The organism is Burkholderia sp. BCC1977 (assembly GCF_905339595.1).
In the GTDB taxonomy this organism is placed as follows: Bacteria; Pseudomonadota; Gammaproteobacteria; order Burkholderiales; family Burkholderiaceae; genus Burkholderia.
The window spans coordinates 60,147-84,298 of sequence record NZ_CAJPGQ010000028.1 but is presented as its reverse complement, the minus strand read 5'-3'; the positions used below and the strand labels follow the sequence as shown (position 1 = coordinate 84,298).

At 66.3% G+C, this 24,152-nt stretch carries 24 protein-coding genes and 1 pseudogene; 13 read left to right on the top strand and 12 right to left on the bottom strand.

Annotated elements, in window-relative coordinates; genetic code table 11:
• The first annotated feature begins 4 nt into the window (after nucleotides 1-4).
• From rpsR to U5771_RS22575, 5 genes are all read left to right on the top strand, one after another.
• A complete protein-coding gene (rpsR, locus tag U5771_RS22595; protein ID WP_004193360.1) occupies nucleotides 5-280 on the top strand; it encodes a 30S ribosomal protein S18 in 276 nt (91 codons plus the stop codon).
• A 27-nt stretch (nucleotides 281-307) separates the two neighbouring features.
• Nucleotides 308-760 carry a 50S ribosomal protein L9 gene (gene rplI, locus U5771_RS22590; protein ID WP_059449913.1) on the top strand — a complete coding sequence of 151 codons (453 nt, stop codon included), beginning with the start codon at nucleotides 308-310 and terminating at the stop codon, nucleotides 758-760.
• Between the two features lie 135 nt (nucleotides 761-895).
• A complete protein-coding gene (locus U5771_RS22585) occupies nucleotides 896-2,278 on the top strand; it encodes a replicative DNA helicase (RefSeq protein WP_322026013.1) in 1,383 nt (460 codons plus the stop codon).
• A gap of 146 nt (nucleotides 2,279-2,424) precedes the next feature.
• On the top strand, nucleotides 2,425-3,051 hold the full coding sequence (locus U5771_RS22580) for a DUF47 domain-containing protein (RefSeq protein ID WP_014896855.1): 627 nt from the start codon (nucleotides 2,425-2,427) through the stop codon (nucleotides 3,049-3,051).
• 10 nt (nucleotides 3,052-3,061) lie between these two features.
• Complete coding sequence (locus U5771_RS22575; RefSeq protein WP_322026012.1) at nucleotides 3,062-4,072, top strand: inorganic phosphate transporter; 1,011 nt, start codon at nucleotides 3,062-3,064, stop codon at nucleotides 4,070-4,072.
• Between the two features lie 115 nt (nucleotides 4,073-4,187).
• Here U5771_RS22575 and U5771_RS22570 read toward each other — a convergent pair whose 3' ends face one another.
• A complete protein-coding gene (locus U5771_RS22570) occupies nucleotides 4,188-5,249 on the bottom strand; it encodes a C40 family peptidase (RefSeq protein WP_322026011.1) in 1,062 nt (353 codons plus the stop codon).
• A 236-nt stretch (nucleotides 5,250-5,485) separates the two neighbouring features.
• Nucleotides 5,486-7,294 (bottom strand): PhoH family protein, encoded by a 1,809-nt coding sequence (locus U5771_RS22565; protein WP_322026010.1) that lies wholly within the window; start codon nucleotides 7,292-7,294, stop codon nucleotides 5,486-5,488.
• Between U5771_RS22565 and U5771_RS22560 the strand changes: the two are divergent.
• Nucleotides 7,190-7,434: pseudogene (locus tag U5771_RS22560) on the top strand (hypothetical protein); the annotation flags it as partial. The gene U5771_RS22565 and the pseudogene U5771_RS22560 sit on opposite strands and share 105 nt — an antisense overlap.
• 192 nt (nucleotides 7,435-7,626) lie before the next feature.
• Here U5771_RS22560 and U5771_RS22555 read toward each other — a convergent pair.
• The 9 genes from U5771_RS22555 to U5771_RS22515 all read right to left on the bottom strand — a co-directional run bounded on the left by U5771_RS22555 (nucleotide 7,627) and on the right by U5771_RS22515 (nucleotide 16,008).
• Complete coding sequence (locus tag U5771_RS22555; protein WP_322026009.1) at nucleotides 7,627-8,088, bottom strand: peroxiredoxin; 462 nt, start codon at nucleotides 8,086-8,088, stop codon at nucleotides 7,627-7,629.
• Nucleotides 8,089-8,197: 109 nt separating this feature from the next.
• A complete protein-coding gene (locus tag U5771_RS22550; RefSeq protein ID WP_322026008.1) occupies nucleotides 8,198-9,094 on the bottom strand; it encodes a polysaccharide deacetylase family protein in 897 nt (298 codons plus the stop codon).
• A gap of 12 nt (nucleotides 9,095-9,106) precedes the next feature.
• Nucleotides 9,107-10,162 (bottom strand): bifunctional UDP-4-keto-pentose/UDP-xylose synthase, encoded by a 1,056-nt coding sequence (locus tag U5771_RS22545; RefSeq protein ID WP_124486274.1) that lies wholly within the window; start codon nucleotides 10,160-10,162, stop codon nucleotides 9,107-9,109.
• Nucleotides 10,159-11,106, bottom strand: coding sequence for a formyltransferase (locus U5771_RS22540; protein ID WP_322026007.1), 948 nt, complete (start codon nucleotides 11,104-11,106; stop codon nucleotides 10,159-10,161). Before U5771_RS22540 ends, U5771_RS22545 begins: the two co-directional genes overlap by 4 nt.
• Entirely contained in the window at nucleotides 11,103-12,125 is a 1,023-nt protein-coding gene (locus U5771_RS22535) for a glycosyltransferase (protein ID WP_322026006.1), read from the bottom strand. Before U5771_RS22535 ends, U5771_RS22540 begins: the two co-directional genes overlap by 4 nt.
• 6 nt (nucleotides 12,126-12,131) lie before the next feature.
• Entirely contained in the window at nucleotides 12,132-13,283 is a 1,152-nt protein-coding gene (locus tag U5771_RS22530; RefSeq protein WP_322026005.1) for a DegT/DnrJ/EryC1/StrS aminotransferase family protein, read from the bottom strand.
• A gap of 140 nt (nucleotides 13,284-13,423) precedes the next feature.
• Nucleotides 13,424-13,795: an SMR family transporter gene (locus U5771_RS22525; RefSeq protein WP_034188675.1), complete on the bottom strand. Its 372-nt coding sequence runs from the start codon at nucleotides 13,793-13,795 to the stop codon at nucleotides 13,424-13,426.
• A 13-nt stretch (nucleotides 13,796-13,808) separates the two neighbouring features.
• Complete coding sequence (locus U5771_RS22520) at nucleotides 13,809-15,485, bottom strand: glycosyltransferase family 39 protein (RefSeq protein ID WP_322026004.1); 1,677 nt, start codon at nucleotides 15,483-15,485, stop codon at nucleotides 13,809-13,811.
• A 148-nt stretch (nucleotides 15,486-15,633) separates the two neighbouring features.
• A complete protein-coding gene (locus U5771_RS22515) occupies nucleotides 15,634-16,008 on the bottom strand; it encodes an Mth938-like domain-containing protein (RefSeq protein WP_322026003.1) in 375 nt (124 codons plus the stop codon).
• A 316-nt stretch (nucleotides 16,009-16,324) separates the two neighbouring features.
• Between U5771_RS22515 and U5771_RS22510 the strand changes: the two genes are divergently transcribed.
• The 6 genes from U5771_RS22510 (at nucleotide 16,325) to U5771_RS22485 (ending at nucleotide 22,690) form a co-directional block, all read left to right on the top strand.
• Nucleotides 16,325-17,563: a pyridoxal phosphate-dependent aminotransferase gene (locus tag U5771_RS22510; RefSeq protein ID WP_322026002.1), complete on the top strand. Its 1,239-nt coding sequence runs from the start codon at nucleotides 16,325-16,327 to the stop codon at nucleotides 17,561-17,563.
• A 54-nt stretch (nucleotides 17,564-17,617) separates the two neighbouring features.
• Nucleotides 17,618-18,946 (top strand): homoserine dehydrogenase, encoded by a 1,329-nt coding sequence (locus tag U5771_RS22505; RefSeq protein WP_322026001.1) that lies wholly within the window; start codon nucleotides 17,618-17,620, stop codon nucleotides 18,944-18,946.
• Nucleotides 18,947-18,960: 14 nt separating this feature from the next.
• The gene (thrC, locus tag U5771_RS22500) at nucleotides 18,961-20,412 is read left to right on the top strand and encodes a threonine synthase (protein WP_322026000.1); all 1,452 of its coding nucleotides are present in this window, start codon (nucleotides 18,961-18,963) and stop codon (nucleotides 20,410-20,412) included.
• Nucleotides 20,413-20,678: 266 nt separating this feature from the next.
• Nucleotides 20,679-21,926 (top strand): gephyrin-like molybdotransferase Glp, encoded by a 1,248-nt coding sequence (gene glp, locus U5771_RS22495; RefSeq protein ID WP_322025999.1) that lies wholly within the window; start codon nucleotides 20,679-20,681, stop codon nucleotides 21,924-21,926.
• A 19-nt stretch (nucleotides 21,927-21,945) separates the two neighbouring features.
• Nucleotides 21,946-22,203, top strand: coding sequence for a molybdopterin converting factor subunit 1 (gene moaD / locus U5771_RS22490; RefSeq protein ID WP_014896872.1), 258 nt, complete (start codon nucleotides 21,946-21,948; stop codon nucleotides 22,201-22,203).
• A 10-nt stretch (nucleotides 22,204-22,213) separates the two neighbouring features.
• The gene (locus U5771_RS22485; RefSeq protein WP_322025998.1) at nucleotides 22,214-22,690 is read left to right on the top strand and encodes a molybdenum cofactor biosynthesis protein MoaE; all 477 of its coding nucleotides are present in this window, start codon (nucleotides 22,214-22,216) and stop codon (nucleotides 22,688-22,690) included.
• 60 nt (nucleotides 22,691-22,750) lie between these two features.
• Here the strand turns inward: U5771_RS22485 and U5771_RS22480 are convergent, their stop codons facing one another.
• Nucleotides 22,751-23,311 carry a group III truncated hemoglobin gene (locus U5771_RS22480; protein ID WP_322025997.1) on the bottom strand — a complete coding sequence of 187 codons (561 nt, stop codon included), beginning with the start codon at nucleotides 23,309-23,311 and terminating at the stop codon, nucleotides 22,751-22,753.
• A gap of 267 nt (nucleotides 23,312-23,578) precedes the next feature.
• Here U5771_RS22480 and U5771_RS22475 point away from each other — a divergent pair, with 267 nt between their 5' ends.
• Entirely contained in the window at nucleotides 23,579-24,097 is a 519-nt protein-coding gene (locus U5771_RS22475; protein WP_322025996.1) for an Rrf2 family transcriptional regulator, read from the top strand.
• Nucleotides 24,098-24,152: the final 55 nt, after the last annotated feature.

Genomic DNA, 24,152 nt, shown 5'->3' with positions numbered 1-24,152 from the left:
AATCATGGCCCGCCCGACTGGTAAGAAATTCGACAAGCGTCGTCAGCAACAAAACCCGCTCTTCAAGCGCAAGAAGTTCTGCCGTTTCACGGCTGCCGGCGTCGAGCAGATCGACTACAAGGACACGGAAACGCTGAAGGACTTCATCGGCGAAAACGGCAAGATCACGCCGGCTCGTCTGACGGGTACGAAGGCGCACTATCAGCGTCAGCTGGATACGGCAATCAAGCGTGCGCGTTTCCTCGCGCTGCTGCCGTACACCGATCAGCACAAGGCGTAATCAGGCGACGCAATAAGGAGAATTCGAATGCAAATCATTCTGTTGGAAAAAGTCGCCAATCTGGGCAACCTCGGCGATATCGTCAAGGTCAAGGACGGTTACGCTCGCAACTTCCTGATCCCGAACCGCAAGGCTCGCCGTGCAACGAAGGAAGCGATCGCCGAATTTGAAGTTCGCCGCGCTGAACTCGAAAAGATCGCCGCTGAAAAGCTGGCAGCATCGCAGGCAGTCGGCGAGAAGCTGAACGGCCAGTCGTTCGAAATCACGCAGAAGTCGGGCGTCGACGGCCGTCTGTTCGGCTCGGTCACGAACGGCGACGTCGCGGAACTGCTGAAGAAGGCAGGTTTCGAAGTCGAGAAGCTGCAAGTTCGTATGCCGGAAGGCCCGCTGAAGATGATCGGCGAGCACGTCGTTCAGATCGCGCTGCACACGGACGTCGTCGTCGACGTCACGATCAACGTGATCGGCGACCACGCGTAAGCGTACGCAAGCTTTCCGGGCGGCTTCCGCCGTCCGGACAAGGGCAGGCGCCCGGGCAACCGGGGCCTGCCTTTTTTATTGCCTGATCGTCGGAGCGGTAGCGCTGCTGCGATCTATTCGCGATAATCCCAACCCATGAACGCGCCGCAAGATCCTCAAATCGAATCGCTGAAAGTCCCGCCGCATTCGGTCGAAGCCGAGCAGTCGGTGCTCGGCGGCCTGTTGCTCGACAACGCGGCATGGGACCGGATTGCCGACTTCCTGTCGCAGGGCGACTTCTATCGCTACGACCACCGGATCATCTACGAGCACATCGGCCGGTTGATCGCGTCGACGCGCCCGGCCGACGTCGTGACCGTGTACGAAGCGCTGACCACGTCCGGCAAGGCCGATGACGTCGGCGGGCTCGCGTACCTGAACGCCCTCGCGCAGAACACGCCGAGCGCCGCGAACATTCGCCGCTATGCGGAAATCGTGCGCGACCGCGCGGTGCTGCGCCGGCTCGTGTCGGTCGCCGACGAAATCTCGGCCGACGCATTCAATCCGCAGGGCAAGGAAGTTCGCCAGCTGCTCGACGAGGCCGAGTCGAAGGTGTTCTCGATCGCCGAAGAGGGCGCGCGCGGCAACCAGGGCTTCCTCGAGATTGGTCCGCTGCTCACGCAGGTCGTCGAACGCATCGACACGCTGTATCACACCGCGAACCCGAGCGACGTCACGGGCACGCCGACGGGCTTCGTCGACCTTGACCGGATGACGTCCGGGATGCACGGCGGCGAACTGATCATCGTCGCGGGAAGACCGTCGATGGGTAAGACCGCATTTTCGATGAACATCGGCGAATACGTCGCGGTCGAGTACGGGCTGCCGGTGGCGGTGTTCTCGATGGAAATGCCGGGCACCCAGCTCGTGATGCGTATGCTCGGCTCGATCGGCCGGCTCGACCAGCACCGGATGCGTACCGGCCGGCTGACCGACGAGGACTGGCCGAAGCTGACGCACGCGGTGCAGAAGATGAGCGAGGCGCAGCTCTTCATCGACGAGACGGGCGGCCTGAACCCGATGGAATTGCGCTCGCGCGCGCGGCGTTTGGCACGCCAGTGCGGCAAGCTCGGCCTGATCATCGTCGACTACCTGCAGCTGATGTCGGGTTCGTCGCAGGGCGAGAACCGTGCGACCGAAATCTCGGAAATCTCGCGATCGCTGAAGAGTCTCGCAAAGGAGCTGGACGTGCCGGTGATTGCGCTGTCGCAGCTGAACCGCGGGTTGGAGCAGCGTCCGAACAAGCGTCCGGTGATGTCGGATTTGCGTGAATCGGGCGCAATCGAACAGGACGCGGACGTGATCCTGTTCATCTACCGTGACGAGGTCTACAACCCGGACAGCCCGGACAAGGGCACGGCCGAAATCATCATCGGCAAGCAGCGTAACGGCCCGATCGGGCCCGTTCGGCTCACGTTCCTGGGTCAATACACGAAGTTCGACAACTTTGCAGGGGTGCAGACCTTCTACGGCGAGTAACACTTCTTCGCCAGATGTAAACCCTTATTTCACCAAGCGTTGTATCCAATCCCGGCGCGCGCACATGCGCGCGTCGCGTCGCTACCGAAAACGGTACAATGTCGCCCGTTTTCGTGACAGTAGTTTGACAATCTCTCAGGAATCCCATGTTCGGTCGATTCATGCCCACCGAGGGCAAGTTCTTTGAACTCTTCAATGCGCACGCGAAGTACATCGTTTCCGGTGGCCGCGAGCTCGAACTGCTGATCGACAATCTCGCCGACGCCGAGATTCACAAGCAAAACGTGCAGACCGCCGAGAAGGCCGCTGACAAGCTCACGCACGAAGCGATCGATCTGCTGCACAAGACCTTCATCACGCCGCTCGATCGCGACGAGATCCACAAGCTGATCACGACGATGGACGACATCCTCGACCTGATGGAAGACGTCGCGACGGCCGTGTCGCTGTACGACGTGCAGTCCGTCACGTCCGAGGCGAGCCAGCTCGCGCACATCGTCACGCAGTCGGCCCAGCACGTGCAGCAGGCTGTCGGGTTGCTGTCCGACATGAAGCAGTCGGCGCAGATCCTCAAGCAGTGCGAGGAGATCGACCGCTGGGAATCGGAGGCTGATCGCGTGCTGCGCGCGGCGATGTCGAAGCTGTTCCGCGAGGAAGACGACGTGAAGACGCTCATCAAGCTGAAGGCGATCTACGAACTGCTCGAGGAGATCACCGACAAGTGCGAGGACGTCGCGAACATCATCGAAGGCATCGTGCTGGAAAACGCCTGAGCGGACCACGATGCATTCGATACAACTCGCCCTATGGATGGTCGCGACGCTGGTGCTCGTCGCGCTCGTATTCGACTTCATGAACGGCTTCCACGACGCGGCGAACTCGATCGCCACCGTCGTGTCGACCGGGGTGCTGAAGCCCCAGCAGGCCGTGGTGTTTGCGGCCGCGTTCAACGTGATCGCGTATTTCATCTTCCACCTGAAAGTCGCGCAGACTGTCGGTAAAGGCACGATCGATCCCGAGATCGTCGACCACTATGTCGTGTTCGGCGCGCTGGTCGGTGCGATCGGCTGGAACGTGATCACGTGGTACTACGGGATTCCGTCGAGCTCGTCGCACGCGCTGATCGGCGGCCTCGTCGGTGCGGCGCTCGCGAAGTCGGGCTGGAGCGCGCTGAACATCGACGGGCTGCTGAAGACGATCGCGTTCATCTTCATTTCGCCGCTGCTCGGCTTCATCCTCGGCTCGCTGTTCATGCTCGGCGTGTCGTGGCTGTATTTCCGCACCGCACCCAGCAAGGTCGACCGGCGCTTCCGGCGGCTCCAGCTGCTGTCGGCCGGCCTGTACAGCCTGGGCCACGGCGGCAACGACGCACAGAAGACGATCGGCATCATCTGGATGCTGCTGATCGCGTCGGGCTATGCGTCGGCGACGTCCGATGCGCCGCCCGCGTGGGTGATCGGCGCGTGCTACCTGTCGATGGGGCTCGGCACGCTGTTCGGCGGCTGGCGCATCGTGCGCACGATGGGCCAGAAGATCACGAAGCTCAAGCCGGTCGGCGGTTTCTGTGCCGAAAGCGGCGGGGCGATCACGCTGTTCATCGCGTCGTTCCTCGGCATTCCGGTGTCGACCACGCACACGATCACCGGCGCGATCGTCGGTGTCGGCGCCACGCAGAAGCTGTCGGCCGTGCGCTGGGGTGTCGCCGGCAACATCGTTTGGGCGTGGGTGCTGACGCTGCCGGCGGCCGCGCTGTTCGCGGCCGGCGGATGGTGGCTCGGGCACCAGATCTTCTGATTCCGACGTTGCCGGATCGACCCGCAATGCGCCGCACACCGAAAGGTTGCGGCGCATTTTCTTTGGCGGTCGGGAAGGGTGCGGCGAATGGCGGCGCCGCCGGGGATGAGCCGGATCAGTAACTGCCGTTCGCGAAGCGGGCGATCGGATCGTCAGCGGTGCCGGGGCGCGGGCTGACCGGCGCGGATTGCGTCGACGCACGCAGTACCTGCACGGGCTCGCTGTTGCGCGGCGACGACGGCGCGGCGGGCGCGGGTGATGGTTCCGCGTCGAACGCGGCTGCCTGGGCGGCTGTCAGTGCCGTCGTCGGAATCTGTGTGCCGGTCTCTTGCGGGCCTGAGTTCGCCGTCATGGCGGTCATGTCGCCATTCGCGGACGTTGCCTGCTGCTGGGCTGCCGGCACGCGCGGCGGCGGCGGTTCGTACGGATCGGCGGGCGCGGCGGCGGCCGGGGCAAGCGCCGCGGTCGATACGACCGGTGCGGCTTGCATGACCGGAGCCGGCGACGGGGTCGCGGCGGCTTGCGGCGACGCATAGGCAGGCTGCCGCGGCGTGGCGGCAGCGACGACCGGGGCTGCCGCGGCCGCCGGCGCATCGCGCCGTGCCTCGTAGGTCGGCGCATCGAACGGCGCCGGCGTGCCGCGCGGCGGCGCGACGCGGCGAATGCCGTCGAAGCGCTTGGCCCAGTAAGGGTTCGTCAGGTAGTCGAGCCGCACGGTGCCGCCGGTCGACGGCGCGTTGACGAAGCGCAGCTTGCCGACATAGATGCCGACGTGCGAATGCGGGCGTCCGGTCGTGTTGAAGAAGATCAGGTCGCCCGGCGCGACCTGGTCGGGGTCGATCGACACGCCGCGGCTGCTCATGTCGGCGGTCGTGCGCGGCAGGTTCACGTCGGCCGCGCGGCCGATCACGTAGCGCACCAGGCCGCTGCAGTCGAAGCCGCTCGTCGGCGTGTTGCCGCCCCAGCGGTACGGCACGCCGACGAGGCTCATCGCCTGGATCGAGATTTCTTCCTGGCCGACGCTGTGGTCGACGAATTTCGGGAAATTGGCGGGCGCCGGGAATGCGCGCGGTGTCGTGATCTTCATGCCGGAGGTGCGCGAGGCCGACTGCGGCGGCACGCTGGAGCAGGCCGAGAGCAGTGAAACGACGGCGACGGGAACCCAGATTCGAAGCATGAGAAGGCGGATGAGCGCGACGCGCTCGCGAATCGTATGACGACAGACAGACCCGATGGTAGACGTTCCGGCGGGGCTTAGGCAACCATTCCTGAGAATTTACTTGAAGTTTCGCGCGTAAGTGACGCTGTTGCGTAACGAAGCATGACCAACGTTTCCGACCCCAAAAATAAAAACGGCGCTCCGGAAACGGAGCGCCGCGTGGCGTCGACGGCCGGCGGGCGGCCGGTCGCGCGTTACAGGATGTCCGACGCGTAGTCGGCGAGCCGCGAGCGTTCGCCGCGCGCGAGCGTGACGTGGCCGCTGTGGCCCCAGCCCTTGAAGCGGTCGACGACGTAGGTCAGGCCCGAGCTGCCTTCGGTCAGGTAAGGCGTGTCGATCTGCGCGATGTTGCCGAGGCACACGATCTTCGTGCCGGGGCCCGCGCGTGTCACGAGCGTCTTCATCTGTTTCGGCGTCAGGTTCTGCGCTTCGTCGATGATCAGGTACTTGTCGACGAACGTGCGGCCGCGCATGAAGTTCATGCTCTTCACCTTCAGGCGCGAACGGATCAGTTCCTGCGTCGCCGCACGGCCCCATTCGCCGGCTGCGTCGTCGGTCTTCTGCAGCACTTCGAGGTTGTCGTCGAATGCGCCCATCCACGGCTGCATCTTCTCTTCCTCGGTACCGGGCAGGAAACCGATGTCCTCGCCGACGGGCACGGTCGCGCGCGTCACGATGATCTCGTTGTAGCGCTTGTCGTCGAGCACCTGCGCGAGGCCGGCCGCGAGCGCGACGAGCGTCTTGCCGGTGCCGGCCTGGCCGAGCAGCGTGACGAAGTCGATCTCGGGGTTCATCAGCAGGTTCAGCGCGAAGTTCTGCTCGCGGTTGCGCGCGGTGATGCCCCACACGTTGTTCTTGTGGTGGCTGTAGTCGCGCAGCGTCTGCAGCAGCGCCGTCTTGCCGTTCAGCTCGCGCACGATCGCGTGGAACGTCGGCTCGCCGTTCTGCGGCTCGAGATAGACGAACTCGTTGACGAGCATCGACGCGACGAGCGGGCCCGTCACGCGGTAGTACGTGGTGCCCGTCTTCGTGTCCTGCCAGCTCTCCATGCCCTTCGCGTGCCTGGTCCAGAAGTCCTGCGGCAGTTCGCGCACGCCGGTATAGAGGAGGTCTTTATCCTCGAGTACCTGGTCGTTGAAGTAGTCTTCCGCGGGCAGGCCGAGCGCATGCGCCTTGATCCGCATGTTGATGTCTTTCGACACCAGCACGACCTGGCGGTCCGGCCGGTCGCGCTGCAGCGCGCGCACGACGCCGAGGATCTGGTTGTCGGCCTTGCCTTCGGGCAGGCCCTCGACGGGCGGAATGTTGGCGAGCGTCGTCTGGAAGTACAGGCGGCCGAGCGCCTCGCGGCTGCCGAGGCGCGACAGCGGAATGCCGTTCGTGATCGGGCCCGCGTCGGCGACCAGCGCGTCGAGCGTGCGGCTCACCTGGCGCGCGTTGCGCGCGACTTCGGACATCCCCTTCTTGTGATTGTCGAGTTCCTCGAGCGTCATCATCGGCAGATAGACGTCGTGTTCCTCGAAGCGGAAGAGGCTGCTCGGGTCGTGCATCAGCACGTTGGTGTCGAGCACGAACAGCTTCTGCAGTTCGGCTTCGGCCGGCTTGCGGCTGCGCGACTTCGTCGCGGCGCCGGCGTCGCGCGCGGGTGCCGCGGCCGGTTTGCCGGCGGCGGGCTTGTCGTGGCGGGCCACGATCGGCGCGGCGGGTGCCGCTTCGGCCGGCGCCGGCATCGGCTGCAGCAGCGCTGCGGTCTGTTTGGTCTTGCGGCCGCGTGCGGGTGGGCTCACGGCTTCTTGTGCCGACGACGCGACGGCGCGCAGCGGCGCGGCCGTGTTCGCGGCTTCGGTCATCGGTTGGGCCACGCTGGCCGGGCCATAGTCACCGGCTGTGGATGCGTCCCCTTCGGCGGACTTCTTCGCGGCTTTCGCGGGCCGCGCTTTCGCCTTGTATTCGTCGGGCGGCAGCAGGCTGCCGAGCTTGCTGGGGGGGGTAGGCAAAGGCATGGTGTCCCTCGGGAGGAATCGTGTCGCATGACGTGCGCCGCTGATCGCATCCTGCGTGTCGTAGACGCATGCAGTTTGCGCGCGGTGGCGCACAGGAATTTCGTCGAGCCGGTTCGCCTAAGTGTCGGTCAGCTCCTTGACGGGGTGAGGGCCGGACCGAGAGCCGGCGCGCAGTCCATAAAAAAAGCCGCTGCCCCGTGGACCGGGACATGCGGCTCGGCTGATACCGTCGTAATGCGCGTCAGGTGCCGGGAAGCATCGCAACGGGCACCGGCGCAGCTACGAGAAATATGGGGCGAACTGGCATTCATTGCGGCCCAATATAACGCGGCTCAAAGCGCTTGTACAGCACTTAGCACGTCGTCCACGTGACCGGGCACCTTGATGCCGCGCCATGCCTGGCGAAGCACGCCGTCGGCGTCGATCAGGAACGTCGAACGCTCGATTCCGCGCACTTCCTTGCCATACATTTTCTTCATCTTGATGACATCGAACAGCGCGCACAGCGCTTCGTCGGCATCGGAAATCAGCGGGAACGGCAGTTCGAGCTTCGCCTTGAAATTGTCATGCGAGCGCAGGCTGTCGCGCGACACGCCGACGACTTCGGCGCCGGCCTTCTTGAACTTCGGATAGAGATCGCGGAACTGCAGGCCTTCGGTCGTGCAGCCCGGCGTGTTGTCCTTCGGATAGAAATACAGGACGAGCTTCTTGCCCTTCAGGTCGGACAGCGAAATGTCGCCGCCCGTAGCGGGTGCGGTGAAATCGGGAACTTGACGGTCAACTTCGACGGACACGTGTTTCTCCTGTTGTTATGGAAAGGCGCCGCTCGGGCGGCGCGGTGCGCGGGGCGTCGCGGCGGCACGCCGCAAGGGCAGGGCCGGCGCGGCGCCGGCGCGCGCGAACTCAGTCGGGCTGGACGATCAGTTCGCCGGAGCGGCCGGGAATCTCGCCCCACGTGACAGGGTACGATGGCAGCGAGTCGCGGTCCAGCGTCGCGTGGTAATCGCCCATCGTCGCAAACGTATGGCCCTGTGCGCGCCAGCCGGCGAGCAACTGCTCGAACACCGGCGCGAGCTTCTGGCCTTCCAGTTCCGCATGCAGCGTGAACACCTGGTCGTGCGGATTGGTCTCCGTGAACTTCAGGATGTGCGCGGCGACGTTGTGCGTGTCGATGCCGTCGATGCCGAGCACTTCGTCGAGCGTCGGCAGCGTGGTCGGCATCTGCACGTGCGACAGCGTGCGGCCGCCGACCACGGGCAGGTACGGCGAATGGCCGCGGCCGTCGGATGCGTAGCGCATCCCCCATGCGTCGATCTGCTCGAACGCCGCGTCGTTCATCTGCCAGCCGGCCGCGCCGTGCGTGACGGGCGGCGCGCCGAAGACGTCGACGAAGCGCGCGTGGCTCTTCTGCATTTCACGCGCGGTCCAGTCGCGATCGCGCATGCGCACGTTGTCCTGCCAGTACACGTGATCCCACGTATGGATCCCGCATTCGAAGCCGGCCTCGTGGATCGCGCGCATGTCGGCGATCGCGCGGCGGCCGATGTCGGGGCCCGGCAGCAGCACGCCGTACATCAGCTGCTTCACGCCGTAATGCTCGACCACCGACGTGCGCGACACCTTCTTCAGGAAGCCCGGGCGGAACACGCGCCGCAGCGCCCAGCCCGTGTGATCGGGCCCGAGGCTGAAGAGGAAGGTCGCGCGCGCACTGAAGCGGTCGAAGATGCGCGCGAGGTTCGGCACGCCTTCGCGCGTGCCGCGCAGCGTGTCGACGTCGATCTTGAGGACGATACGAGCCAAGCGAGCGTCCCGTCAGTTCTGCTGCTCGACCAGCGCGCGCGCGTCGGCGACATGGCCGCGATACGCTTCGAAGATCTTGCGCAGCGCGTCGTCGAACGTCGATTGCGGCGCCCAGGCGAGCTCCTGCATCGTGTTGTCGATCTTCGGCACGCGGTTCTGCACGTCCTGGTAGCCGTTGCCGTAGTAGGCGCCCGACGTCGTTTCGACGAGCTGCACCTGCTTCGCGGAGCCGGCGTATTCCGGGTATTCGGCGGCCAGTTCGAGCATCTTGTGCGCGAGCTCGCGAACCGAGAAGTTATTCTTCGGATTCCCGATGTTGTAGATCTTGCCCGACGCGACGCCGTTCTTGTTGTCGATGATCTTCATCAGCGCGCTGATGCCGTCGTCGATGTCGGTGAACGCGCGCTTCTGCGAGCCGCCGTCGACGAGGCTGATGTTCTCGCCGCGCACGATGTGGCCGAGGAACTGCGTGACGACGCGCGAGCTGCCTTCCTTCGGCGTGTAGATCGAGTCGAGGCCCGGGCCGATCCAGTTGAACGGACGGAACAGCGTGAAGTTCAGGCCTTCCATCCCGTAGCCCCAGATCACGCGGTCCATCAGCTGCTTCGAGCACGCGTAGATCCAGCGCGGCTTGTTGATCGGGCCGTAGGTGAGCGCCGATGCATCCGGGTCGAACTGCTCGTCCGAGCACATGCCGTAGACCTCGGAGGTCGACGGGAACACGAGGTGCTTGCCGTACTTGACGGCCGAACGCACGATCGGCAGGTTCGCCTCGAAGTCGAGCTCGAACACGCGCAGCGGCTGCTGGACGTAGGTCGCGGGCGTCGCGATCGCCACGAGCGGCAGGATCACGTCGCACTTCTTCACGTGATACTCGACCCACTCCTTGTTGATCGTGATGTCGCCTTCGAAGAAGTGCATCCGCTCGTGGTTGACGAGGTCGCCCAGCCGATCGGTCTGCATGTCCATGCCGAACACTTCCCAATCGGTGGTTTCAAGAATGCGCTTCGACAGGTGATGGCCAATGAAGCCGTTTACACCCAGGATCAGGACTTTTTTTGCTTTCATGAATGACGGGAAGAATGAATGAACTGCGCGAATTCCGCGGGCGTCACGACGGTTTCGCTGCCGTCGCGCTGCTGCCACAGCTCGAGAATGGATAGGGCGCGGCTGTCGCCGCAGACGCCGAATAGCGCATTATCGCTTACGTGCAGGCCGGGCGGCAAATCCGCTGCAGCCGCGGCGATCGCGCTGCCGGGCGCCGCGAGGCGGGCGCGGGCGATCACGAAACGCGTGCCGCCGACGTCGGTGAACGCGCCCGGATACGGGGGCGCGACCGCGCGCACCAGGTTGTAGACCTGCGCGGCCGGCTTCGCCCAGTCGACGCGGCCATCCTCCGGCTTGCGTCCGCCGAAGTAGCTGCCGCTCGCGAGATCGTTCGGCAGATGCGGCGCGTCGCCCGCGAGCAGCGCGGGCAGCACGCGCCAGAGCGTCTGCTCGGCGGCCACCGTGACCTTGTCGAACACCTGGGTGGCCGTGTCGTCCGGCAGGATCGGCACCGCAGTCTGGCCGATGATCGCGCCGGCGTCGGGCTTCGCGGCCATCTCGTGCAGCGTCGCGCCGGTTTCCGTTTCGCCGTTCAGCACGGCCCAGTTGGTCGGTACCCGACCCCGGTATTTCGGCAGCAGCGAACCATGCATGTTGTACGCGCCGCGCGGCGCGATCGCGAGCAGGTCCACCGGCAGCATGTGGCGGTAGTAGAACGAGAAGATGAACTCGGGCTGTGCATCGGACACCGCGCGACGCAGTGCCGGATCGGCGGGGGCGGCCGGCGTGACGACCGGGATCCCGTGCTCGGCGGCGACGGATGCGACGCTGCCGAACCAGATGTTCTCGTTCGGGTTGTCCTCGTGCGTGACGACGAGTGCGACGTCGACGCCGCGCGCCAGCAGCACCTGCAGGCAGCGCACGCCGACGTTGTGATACGCGAAGACGACGGCGCGCGGCTTCATTGCGCGGCTCCCGTGCGATTCGCGCCGGCCGGCACCGCCGGCATGCCGTCGTGCTGTTCGAGCACGGCCTGGATCAGGTAGCGCGGCCGTGCGCGCACCTGCTGGTAGATCCGGCCGACGTACTCGCCCAGCAGGCCGAGCGCGAAGATGATCACGCCGAGCAGGAAGAACGTGATCGCGAACAGCGTGAACACGCCTTGCACTTCCGCGCCGACGATGAAGCGGCGCACGAGCAGCAGCACGAACAGCGCGGCGGAGCCGAGCGACAGGATCACGCCGATGAACGACAGCCACTGCAGCGGCACGACCGAGAAGCCCGTCACGAGGTCGAAGTTCAGCCGGATCAGGCTGTACAGCGAGTACTTCGACTCGCCCGCGAAGCGCTCCTCGTGCGCGACCTCGATTTCGGTCGGTTTCTGCGCGAACGTGTAGGCCAGCGCGGGGATGAACGTGTTGACTTCGCCGCACACGTTGATCGTGTCGATGATGCGGCGGCTGTACGCGCGCAGCATGCAGCCCTGGTCGGTCATCTTGATCCGCGTGATGCGCTCGCGCAGCCGGTTCATCATCTGCGACGCCTTGCGCCGCCACAGGCTGTCCTGGCGCTGCTTGCGGATCGAGCCGACGTAGTCGTAGCCCTCGCGCATCTTCGCGATCAGCTTGCCGATTTCCTCGGGCGGGTTCTGCAGGTCGGCGTCGAGCGTGATGACGATTTCGCCGCGCGACTGCGCGAAGCCGGCGAGGATCGCCATGTGCTGGCCGTAGTTGCCGTTGAGCAGCACGACGCGCGTCGTGTCGGGGCGCACGTGGAACTGGTCCGCCAGCATCGCGGCCGAGCGGTCGCGGCTGCCGTCGTTGATCAGGATCACTTCGTACGACGTGCCGAGTGCGTCGAGTGCCGGGTACAGCCGCGCGAACAGCGCGGCCAGGCCGTCTTCCTCGTTGTACACGGGGATGATGACCGATACCTCCGGGTTCGCGGCGCCCGGATGCCCGGCGCGTGCTTCAAGGTGATTCATGTACGCTTAATTTCCGTATTGTTCGCAAATCTGGTTGATGGCGTCGGCCACGCGACGCACGTCGTCTTCCGTCATCTGCGTGAAGAGCGGCAGCGTGACGGTCGACGCGCCGTATCGTTCGGCGTGGGGGAACATGCCCTCCTTGAAGCCGCGCGCACGATACAGCGTGAAAAGATGGATGGCCGGGTAGTGGACGCCGGTGCCGATCCCGCGCTCCTTCATCTGCGCCATGAAGTCGGCGCGCGAGAGCGACAGGCGGTCGAGCGGCAGCGTGACCTGGAACATGTGCCAGTTGCTGTTCTCGAAATCGGCGACGGGCAGGCCGAGCCCGAGCTTGACGGCCGGGCCGCCGTCAAGCGCGGCGAAATACGCGCGCACGAGTGCGCGGCGCTGCGCGGTGAAGCGCTCGAGGTGCGGCAGCTGGCCGAGGCCGACGCGCGCGGCGACGTCGGTCAGGTTGTACTTGCCGCCGAGCACGTCGCAGTCCATCCCGTCGAAGCCGGTGCGCGTGATGCCCTGCAGCCGGTACTTCTGCGCGAGCGTCGCCTCGTCCTCGTTGTTCAGCACGAGCGCGCCGCCTTCGATCGTCGTCAGGTTCTTGTTCGCGTGGAAGCTGAACGACACGATGTCGCCGATCGCACCGATGCGCTTGCCTTTCCACGTCGAGCCGAGCGCCTGCGCGGCGTCCTCGATCACGCGCAGGTTGTGCGCGCGGGCAATCGCGTACAGGCGGTCCAGGTCGACCGGCAGGCCGGCCAGGTAGACCGGGATGATCGCCTTCGTGCGCGGCGTGATCGCCTGCTCGAGCTTGTCGAGGTCGATGTTGCGCGTGACGGGGTCGATGTCGGCGAACACGGGCGTCGCGCCGGTCTCGAGAATCACGTTGCTGGTCGACACCCACGTCGCCGGCGTGGTGATCACCTCGTCGCCGGGGCCGACGCCCGCGATGCGCAGGCCGATCTCGAGCGTGCAGGTGCCCGAATTGAACGCGCGCACCGGACGGCCGCCGCAATACTCGGACAGCGCGGCTTCGAACTTCTGGCTCTGCGGGCCGGTGGTGATCCAGCCGGAGCGCAGCACGTCGACGACGCCCTGGATGGTTTCCTCATCGATCTCGGGGCGGGTGAACGGCAGGAACGGAGCGGTAGTCTGGCTCATGAACGCGTTGGCCTGTAATGGCGTGTAATAAAGGGGTCGGGCGATCCGGCCCGAAACCGGCATTAAACACCGGTTGGGGGATTCGTACCGTGATTTTTTGTAGGCGGACGCTTAATGCTCGCCGGGCCCGCCGGGCGCGCTCAACTGCGCGCGAGCACGAGCACGCCGATCAGGATGATGCCGATGCCGACGAGCCGCTGGACCGACAGCACCTCGCCGAACAGGTACCAGGCGGCGAATGCGTTGACGACGTAGCCGAGCGACAGCATCGGGTACGCGATCGACACGTCGACCCGCGACAGCCCGAGAATCCAGACGACGACGCTCAGCACGTAGCAGCCGAGGCCGCCGATGATCGGCAGCTGGGTCGCGATCTTCAGGCCGACCGGGAGGATGTTCGCACGGCTGAATTCGAAGTGTCCAACGGCGTTGACGCCGGCTTTCAGCAGAAGTTGCGCACAGGCGTTGAGCATCACGCCGGTGATGATGCAGACGAACGAAACGGGATTCATGCGGCGGGCGTCCTTACGATTGCGGTTTCTCGACGATCACGCGGCGGTTGTCGCGCGCGATCACGCGCATCGGCACGCCTTGCTTGACCAGCGTGTCGTACTGGCCGGGCGGCATGATCGCGAGCGCATGGGTTTCCTGCTTCCAGCGTTCGATCCATTGGTCGACGGTCGGGATCCATTTGTTCGGCTCGACCGAGATCCCGAAGGCGAGCTCGTCCTGGCGGTGGACCATGATCGTCGTGTGGCCCATGTAGAACGGGAACGTGTGATCGAGCATCTCGATCGAGTAGAACGGCGTGTCGGGCGGCAGCTTCGCCAGTTCGGCGCGCACGGCGGGCGCGAGCAGCGCGCCGGAACTGTAGCGGCCGAATTCGTCGTGACCGGTGCCGCCGATCGTGCCGAACGCGAGCCACGCGGCACCGAACGCGGTGATCGCGGCCGCGACGCCCGCGCGGCGGTTCAGCCATGCGGCCGAGAGCGTCAGCGCACCCGCGACCGCGAGGCCCGCGTACAGCCACACCTGGAACGCGCGGTACAGCGCGTTCGGCGTGCGGGCGTCGCCCTGATACGCGAGGAAGATGATCCCGAACGCGGCCACGACGAAGAACACGAGGTAGCCGAGCAGATGGCGGCGGAACCGGTCGGCGCTCATCAGCGGCAGGTACGCGCCGATCATCAGCGCGAGCGCCGGCGCGACCGGCAGCACGTACGAGATCAGCTTCGAATGCGACGCACTGAAGAACAGGAAGATGAACGCGCTCCAGATCAGCAGCACGAGCATCGGCGAGAAGCCGTTCGGCTGGCGCGGCATGCGCAGCGCATGGCGGATGCTCTGCCACGCGACCGACAGCCACGGCAGGAAGCCGACCAGCAGCACCGGAACGAAATAGTAGAGCGGGCCCGGGCGGTTCTGTTCCGGGGTCAGATACCGGCGGAACTGCTGGACCACGAAGAAGAAGTTGAAGAACTCGGGGTTGCGCTGCTGGACGAGCACGAACCAGGGCGTGACGATCGCGAAGAAGATCACGAGGCCGCTCACCAGGTACAGTCGCTTCCACAGCGCCCAGTCGCGGGCGACCAGCGTATAGAGCACCAGCACGGCGCCGGGCAGGATCAGGCCGACGAGGCCCTTGGACAGCACGGCGAACGCCATCGCGGCCCAGCACGCCCACATCCAGCCGCGCACCGCGCCCGCCTGCAGCCCGGGCCGCTGCGCGAGCAGCAGCGAGCAGAGCGACAGCGCCATCCAGAACGCGAGCCCCATGTCGAGCGCGTTGAAGTGGCCCATCAGGTTCCAGTACGGCGAGCACGCGAGCACGACGGCCGCCAGGAAGCCGGACAGCGGGTTGAACAGGCGCGCGCCCGTGAAGCCGACCAGCAGCACGCCGGCGAAGCTGGCGAGGCCCGTGTAGAGGCGTGCCTGCCATTCGCCGATGCCGAACCACGCGAACGTCAGCGCGTTCAGCCAGGTCTGCAGCGGCGGCTTCTCGAAGTACTTGTAGCCGTTGTAGCGCGGCGTGATCCAGTCGCCGGTGACGAACATTTCCCGCGCCATTTCCGCGTAGCGGCCTTCGTCGCTCGGGATCAGGTGGCGCAGCCCGAGCGGCGCGAACCAGACGATCGCGAGCGCGACGAGCAGGAGGACGAGCGTGATGCGATTGAGCGGTAGCCTCGACGGCGTATCGTTCATGGATTTTCAGCCTGTTGGTTGTTGTAAGAGCCGCCGGCGGGTTGCGCCGGGGGGCGGGCGGCTTGCCGGTTAGCGACCCGGACGATGACCCGGGGATCGACCCGCGGATCGACCCGGTGTACCGGCCCGAGTTTTACCGCATCGGTGATTAACGTTCAATTAAGAGCGCGGCGGCGACTTTGCGGCCCTCGGCCATCAGGATGTTGTAGGTCCGGCAGGCGGCCTGGAAATCCATCGTCTCGACGCCGATCCGCTTGGCCGTCAGCGCGGCCACGAGGCGCGGGTGCGGGAAGCGCAGCCGCGCGCCGCTGCCGAAGATCACGAGTTCGGGGGCCGGGTCGAGCAGCATCGCGAAATGCTCGGGCGCGAGCGCGTCGAACGACGACACGGGCCAGTCCTGCACCGGTGCGCCGGGCAGCACGATGACGCTTCCTTCGTGGCGTTGGAGGTTGACGTCGACATAATCGGGGCCGTAGCCGGTGACGGTGTTGAGCGCGCCGCTCGCGTCCTGGTGCAGTTTCAAATCGGTATTCCGCGGTTCCGTGGAGGGAAGGTCAGGCAAGGGCCGCACGGGCCCGGGCGGCCGCTTTCGCGACCGGCGCACGCGGGACGCCTGACGGCGCGGGCCCGGAGCGGCCATGGTGCATTGCGAAAGTTGGCCAAAATCCGCTAAATTATAACTTTTTGGTCGCCCCCGGGCGCCACTTGCATCGTGCGTCGCCACAAGCTGCGTCCGACTGCCCGCTTTTTCCCCAGTCTAGACAGCGCGCACAGACCGGCCGCTCTCCAGTTTTGATCCCGTCCCCCGGCCGCAAGGCCAACCCAGGAACCGTGTCGTCGTGAAACCGATTCAGAAGTCGAACAAGCTGCTCAACGTCTGCTACGACATCCGTGGCCCGGTGCTCGAGCACGCGAAGCGCCTCGAGGAAGAAGGCCACCGCATCATCAAGCTGAACATCGGCAACCTCGCGCCGTTCGGTTTCGACGCGCCGGACGAGATCATCCAGGACATGATCCGCAACCTGCCGGCGTCGTCCGGCTATTCGGATTCGAAGGGCGTCTTCTCGGCCCGCAAGGCCGTGATGCACTACACGCAGCAGAAGGGCGTCGTCGGCGTCGGCCTCGACGACATCTACATCGGCAACGGCGCGTCCGAGCTGATCGTGATGGCGACCCAGGCGCTCCTGAACGACGGCGACGAAGTGCTGCTGCCGGCGCCCGACTACCCGCTGTGGACGGCCGCCGTGAGCCTGTCGGGCGGCACGCCCGTGCATTACGTGTGCGACGAGCAGAACGCGTGGATGCCCGACCTCGACGACATCCGCCGCAAGATCACGCCGAACACCAAGGCGATCGTCGTGATCAACCCGAACAACCCGACCGGCGCGCTTTATTCCGACGAATTGCTGCTCGAGCTGCTCGAGATCGCGCGCCAGCACGGGCTGATCGTGTTCGCCGACGAGGTCTACGACAAGATCGTCTACGACGGGCTCGAGCACACGGCGCTGGGTTCGCTGTCGGAAGACGTGATCACCGTCACGTTCAACAGCCTGTCGAAGAGCTATCGCTCGTGCGGCTATCGCGCGGGCTGGATGGCGGTGTCGGGCCTTGGCGGCGACAACCGCCGGCACGCGAAGGATTACCTGGAAGGCCTCGGGATCCTGTCGTCGATGCGCCTGTGCGCGAACGTGCCCGGGCAGTTCGCGATCCAGACCGCGCTCGGCGGCTACCAGAGCATCAAGGAGCTGATCGTGCCGAGCGGGCGCCTGTACAAGCAGCGCGAGCTCGCGTACGACATGCTCACGTCGATTCCCGGCGTGACCTGCGTGAAGCCGCAGGCCGCGCTGTACATGTTCCCGCGCCTCGATCCGAAGCTCTATCCGATCCAGAACGACCAGCAGTTCATCCTCGACCTGTTGCTCGAGGAACGCGTGCTGCTCGTGCAGGGAACGGGCTTCAACTGGGCCGCGCCGGATCACTTCCGCGTGGTCTTCCTGCCGAACCTCGACGACCTGACCGATTCGATCAACCGGATCGCGCGCTTTCTCGACGGTTACCGCAAGCGCCATTCGGTCTGAGCGGACACCATCCCCCGGCATTCATTCAATTCTTACTCATCGATCACACGCAGCATGGAACCGATCAAAGTTGGCCTGTTGGGCTTCGGCACCGTCGGCAGCGGCACCTTCACGGTGCTGCACCGCAACCAGGAAGAAATCAAGCGACGCGCGGGGCGCGGCATCGAGGTCGTGCGCATTGCGGTGCGCAACCCGGCCAAGGCGCAGGCCGCGCTCGGCGGTAACGCCGGCGCCGCGCAGATCACCGACGATTTCAACGCGGTCGTCGACGATCCGTCGATCTCGATCATCGCCGAGATGATCGGCGGCACGGGCATCGCGCGCGAGCTCGTGCTGCGCGCGATCGCGAACGGCAAGCACGTCGTGACGGCAAACAAGGCGCTGCTCGCGGTGCACGGCACCGAGATCTTCGAGGCGGCGCGCGAACAGGGCGTGATGGTCGCGTTCGAGGCGGCCGTCGCCGGCGGCATCCCGATCATCAAGGCGCTGCGCGAAGGCCTGACCGCGAACCGCATCCAGTACATCGCGGGCATCATCAACGGCACGACGAACTACATCCTGTCGGAAATGCGCGACCGCGGCCTTGACTTCGCGACCGCGCTGAAGGCCGCGCAGGAACTCGGCTACGCGGAAGCCGATCCGACCTTCGACATCGAAGGCGTCGATGCCGCGCACAAGGCGACCATCATGAGCGCGATCGCGTTCGGCGTGCCGGTGCAGTTCGACCGCGCGTATGTCGAAGGCATCAGCAAGCTCGACGCGACCGACATCCGCTACGCGGAAGAGCTCGGCTACCGGATCAAGCTCCTCGGCATCACGCGCCGCGCCGAAAACGGCATCGAGCTGCGCGTGCACCCGACGCTGATTCCTGAGAAGCGCCTGCTCGCGAACGTCGAGGGCGCGATGAACGCGGTCGTCGTGCACGGCGACGCGGTCGGCACGACGCTGTACTACGGCAAGGGCGCCGGCGCGGAGCCGACCGCGTCGGCGGTCGTCGCGGACCTCGTCGACGTCACGCGCCTGCACACGGCCGACCCCGAGCATCGCGTGCCGCATCTCGCGTTCCAGCCGGACAGCCTGTCGAACACGCCGATCCTGCCGATCGAGGAAGTCACGAGCGGCTACTACCTGCGCCTGCGCGTGGCCGACCAGACCGGCGTGCTCGCGGACATCACGCGGATCCTCGCCGATACCGGCATCTCGATCGACGCGCTGCTGCAGAAGGAATCGGAGCAGGTCGACGACGCGAACGGCGAAACCGACATCATCCTGATCACGCACGAGACGCTCGAGAAGCACATCAACGCGGCGATCGCGCAGATCGAGAGCCTCGCGACGGTGGTCTCGAAGGTGACGAAGCTGCGGATGGAAGCGCTGAACTGAGGGCCAGGAACGACATGAACTACATCTCCACGCGCGGCGCCGGCATCGGCGAGCGCCACACGTTCTCCGACATCCTGCTCGGCGGCCTCGCGAAGGACGGCGGGCTGTACCTGCCGGCCGAGTACCCGAAGGTGTCCGCCGACGAACTCGCGCGCTGGCGCGCGCTGCCGTATGCGGATCTCGCGTTCGAGATCCTGTCGAAGTTCTGCGACGACGTGCCGGCCGACGACCTGCGCGCGATCACGCGCCGCACCTACACGGCCGCCGTGTACAGCAACACGCGCCACGGCGAGAACGCGTCCGACATCACGCCGCTGAAGACGCTCGGCACCGAGAACGGCGCGCCGATCTCGCTGCTCGAACTGTCGAACGGCCCGACGCTCGCGTTCAAGGACATGGCGATGCAGCTGCTCGGCAACCTGTTCGAGTACACGCTCGCGAAGCACGGCGAAGCGCTGAACATCCTCGGCGCGACGTCGGGCGACACGGGCAGCGCGGCCGAATACGCGATGCGCGGCAAGGCCGGCGTGCGCGTCTACATGCTGTCGCCGCACAAGAAGATGAGCGCGTTCCAGACCGCCCAGATGTTCAGCCTGCAGGATCCGAACATTTTCAACCTCGCGGTCGAAGGCGTGTTCGACGACTGCCAGGACATCGTGAAAGCCGTGTCGAACGATCACGCGTTCAAGGCGCAGCAGAAGATCGGCACGGTCAACTCGATCAACTGGGCGCGCGTCGTCGCGCAGGTCGTGTACTACTTCAAGGGCTATTTCGCGGCGACGACGTCCAACGACGAGCGCGTGTCGTTCACGGTGCCGTCGGGCAACTTCGGCAACGTCTGCGCGGGTCACATCGCGCGGATGATGGGCCTGCCGATCGCGAAGCTCGTGGTCGCGACCAACGAGAACGACGTGCTCGACGAGTTCTTTCGCACGGGCGCATACCGCGTGCGCAGCGCCGAGAACACGTATCACACGAGCAGCCCGAGCATGGACATCTCGAAGGCGTCGAACTTCGAGCGCTTCGTGTTCGACCTGCTCGGCCGCGATCCGGCCCGCGTGATGCAACTGTTCCGCGACGTCGAGGAGAAGGGCGGTTTCGATCTCGCGGCGAGCGGCGATTTCGCGCGCGTGGCCGAGTTCGGCTTCGTGTCGGGCCGCAGCAGCCACACGGACCGCATCGCGACGATCCGCGACGTGTTCTCGCGCTACGACACGATGATCGATACGCACACGGCCGACGGCGTGAAGGTCGCGCGCGAGCATCTCGATGCAGGCGTGCCGATGGTCGTGCTCGAGACCGCCCAGCCGATCAAGTTCGGCGAGACGATCCGCGAAGCGCTCGATCGCGAGGCCGAGCGGCCGGCCGCATTCGACGGGCTCGAGGCGCTGCCGCAGCGTTTCGAGGTCGTGAAGGCCGACGCGCAGCAGGTGAAGGATTTCATCGTCGCGCATACGGGCGCGTAACAGAGCCCCTGGGTAGCGCCGGGCCGCGGGGTCGCAAGCCCGGCGGCGCAGGACGGCCGGAATGCCGATTCGTCGCACGGATCGGGGTTCCGGCCGTTTCGTTTGGTGGCGGCCGTGCGCGGGCGAGCCGTCCGCTGCACGACGAAACAAGTGCCAGTTCCGCGCGTTCGCGCCGATCACAGTTGTCGCATGTCCGGCATATCGCGCGTGGGCGCGACGGCGTCGCTACAATGACGTATTGACTCCAACGATCCCCGATTCCATCGATGTCGAACCCGAATCCCGCGGCGCCGCGCGCGCCGATGCTGTCGACCGCCGAAGCGCTTGCCGCGCTGCTCGAAGCCGCGAAGTCGCTGCCCGGCGCCGAAACCGTCGCCACGCTCGATGGGCTCGGCCGCGTGCTGGCGGCCGACGTGAGCTCGCCGCTCGACGTGCCGCCGATGCATACGAGCGCGATGGACGGCTATGCGGTGCGCGTCGCCGACCTGTTGCACGGCGAGCGGCGCCTGCCGGTGTCGCAGCGGATTCCGGCCGGCCACCCGGCCGCGCCGCTCGCGGCGGGCACGGCCGCGCGGATCTTCACCGGCGCGACGGTGCCGCCCGGCGCCGACGCCGTCGTGATGCAGGAGCAGACATCGGCCGACGGCGATGCGGTCGAGATCCTGCACACGCCGAAGGCCGGTGAATGGATCACCGCGCAGGGCGCGGACATCCGCCAGGGTTCGGTGATCCTGCCGGCCGGCACGCGACTCACGCCGCAGGCGCTCGGGCTGGCCGCGTCGGTCGGCAGCGCGCAGCTGTCGGTCGCGCGGCGCATCCGCGTCGCGGTGTTCTTCACCGGCGACGAACTGACGATGCCGGGCGAGCCGCTGAAGCCCGGCGCGATCTACAACTCGAACCGCTTCACGCTGCGCGGGCTGCTCGAGCGGCTCGGCTGCCACGTGACCGACTACGGGATCGTGCCCGACTCGCTCACCGCGACCCGCGACACGCTGCGCGAGGCCGCGCGCGATCACGACGTGATCCTGACCAGCGGCGGCGTATCGGTCGGCGACGAGGATCACGTCAAGCCGGCCGTCGAGGCCGAAGGGCGGCTCGCGTTGTGGCAGATCGCGATGAAGCCCGGCAAGCCGCTCGCGTTCGGCGCGGTGCGCCGTGGCGACGCGCGTTCCGACGCGCATTTCATCGGGCTGCCGGGCAACCCCGTGTCGAGCTTCGTCACGTTCCTGCTGTTCGTGCGGCCGTTCCTGCTGCGCCTGTCCGGCGTGCGCGACGTCGCGCCGCGCGCGCTGTCGCTGCGCGCGGACTTCTCGCAAGGCAAGGGCGACCGGCGCAACGAATTCCTGCGCGCGCGCGTCAACGCGGCCGGCGGCCTCGATCTGTTCCCGAACCAGAGTTCGGCGGTGCTGACGTCGACGGTCTGGGGCGACGGCCTGATCGACAATCCGCCGCAGCACGCGATCAGCGCGGGCGAGACCGTGCGTTTCATTCCGTTTTCCGAACTGCTGTCGTAACGCGACAGCTTCCCGACCTATGAAGATTCAGCTGAAATTCTTTGCAAGCGTGCGCGAGGCGCTCGGCGTGTCCGACGAGCAGGCCGACGTGCCGGACGGCGTGACCACCGTCGGCGACGTGCGCGCGTGGCTGCGCCTGCGCGGCGGCGCGTGGGCCGAGACGCTCGCCGAAGGGCGCGCGTTGCGCATGGCATGCAATCACGAGATGACCGACCCCGGCACGCGGCTCACCGACGGTTGCGAGGTCGCGTTTTTTCCGCCCGTGACGGGCGGTTGAGGGACGGGCAATGGCTACGGTACGAGTCCAGACCGACGATTTCGACCTGAGCGCCGAAGTGGCGGCGCTGCGCGCGCGCAACCCGAGGATCGGCGCGGTCGCGTGCTTCGTCGGCACCGTGCGCGACCTGAACGAAGGCGATTCGGTCGCCGCGATGGAGCTCGAGCACTATCCGGGGATGACCGAGAAGGCGCTCGAGAAGATCGCCGCCGAGGCCGGCCGGCGCTGGCCGGGGATCGACGTCGCGATCGTGCATCGCGTCGGCCGGCTGCTGCCGCTCGACCAGATCGTGATGGTCGCGACGGTCGCGTCGCATCGCGGCGATGCGTTCGCGTCGTGCGAGTTCGTGATGGACTACCTCAAGACCGAGGCGCCGTTCTGGAAGAAGGAGACGACGCCGGACGGCGAGCGCTGGGTCGATGCCCGCAGCACCGACGATGCGGCGCTCGCGCGCTGGGGCGTCGAATCGGGCAACGCGCCGCGTTGAGCGCGGCGTCGCGTCGTGCGGCCATGTGCCGCAGGCGCTCGCGTGCCGCGGGTCGTCGTGTCAGGCGTCCGGGTCCGTACCGCGCCCGATGATCTTCGTCGGAAACGGCTCGCCGCGGGCGCGTGACGGCAACGCATGCGGATCGTCGCCCGTGTCGCGGCGGCGTGGCGCGATCGCGTCGAGCAGCGCCTGCTGCTCGGGCGGAATCTGATAATCCCAGCCGAAGCGGCTCAACTGCAGGCTCTGCGCGATCCGCAGCGCGGGCTCCATGAAGCGGATGGCCGCGGGCGGCGTGTAGCGCCCCTCGACGGTCTTCAGGAACAGCGACAGCCAGCGGCTGAAATGCGCGGGCTCGATCCCGTCGAGCGGCTGGTGCGCCTGCTGCACGTTGCCGCGATAGCCCTTGGTGCCGAGCACGAGGCTCGACCAGAAGCTGACCATCTTCGGCAGATGGTCGTCCCAGCGGCCGTCCAGCTTCGCGTCGAACACGGGCCCGAGCAGCGGATCGGCGCGCACGCGCTCGTAGAACGCGTACACGAGGTCGCGGATGTTGTCTTCGGTCGGTTCGGCGTCGCGGAGGCGGGCCGGGGCGGTATCAGGCGAGGCGGGCAGGGCGGTCATGGCAAAAAAAGGGCCGGGAAAATCGGAGCGTCGGCGCCGTACCGGCGGAACGGCAGCGCGGGCAACGCGCAGGACGCCGACAGAATTTTGACGCAAAATAGCGTCCACCAATGCCTGAAAAATGCGCATATGTCATGCATCTTATTGTGCACAGGCCGTCCCGGCAACCCGGCGCCGTCAAGCGGCCTCGACAGCCGCCCCGGCGCGCGTTCCGATTGACCCGGTTCGCTCAATTGGGGTGCGATTGATAATTTTCCGTATTCGCTCATGAGACTCACCGACTACACCGACTACTCGTTGCGCGTCATGCTGTACCTCGCCGTGCGCGGCGAAGGGCTCGCGACGATCCAGGAGATCTCGGACGCCTACGGCATTTCGAAGAACCATCTGATGAAGGTCGTTCAGCAGCTCGGCGAGCTCGGCTGGGTCGATACCGTCCGCGGCCGCAACGGCGGGCTGCGGCTGTTTCCCGAATCGCTGAAGCTGACGGTCGGCCAGGTGGTGCGCGCGACCGAGAGCGATTTCGCGCTGGTCGGCTGCTTCGCGGCCGACGGCGACGAGTCGCGCGGCTGCGTGATCGAGCCGCAGTGCCGCCTGAAGGGTGTGCTGGCGGCTGCACGCGATGCGTTCTTCGCCGAACTCGATCGTCACACGCTCGGCGAGCTGACCGTGTCCGCGTCGCCGCTCGCCGCGCTGCTCGGCATTCGTCCGATTGCACGGGTGCGTGCCGAGCCGTCCGACGATGACGCCCCGGCGTCTGTCGAATCGGCATCGAAGGCCGGCTGACACGCCGGCACCGCCCCCGTCATCCGGCTGCAGCCCGTCCGCGGGCCGCCGCGTC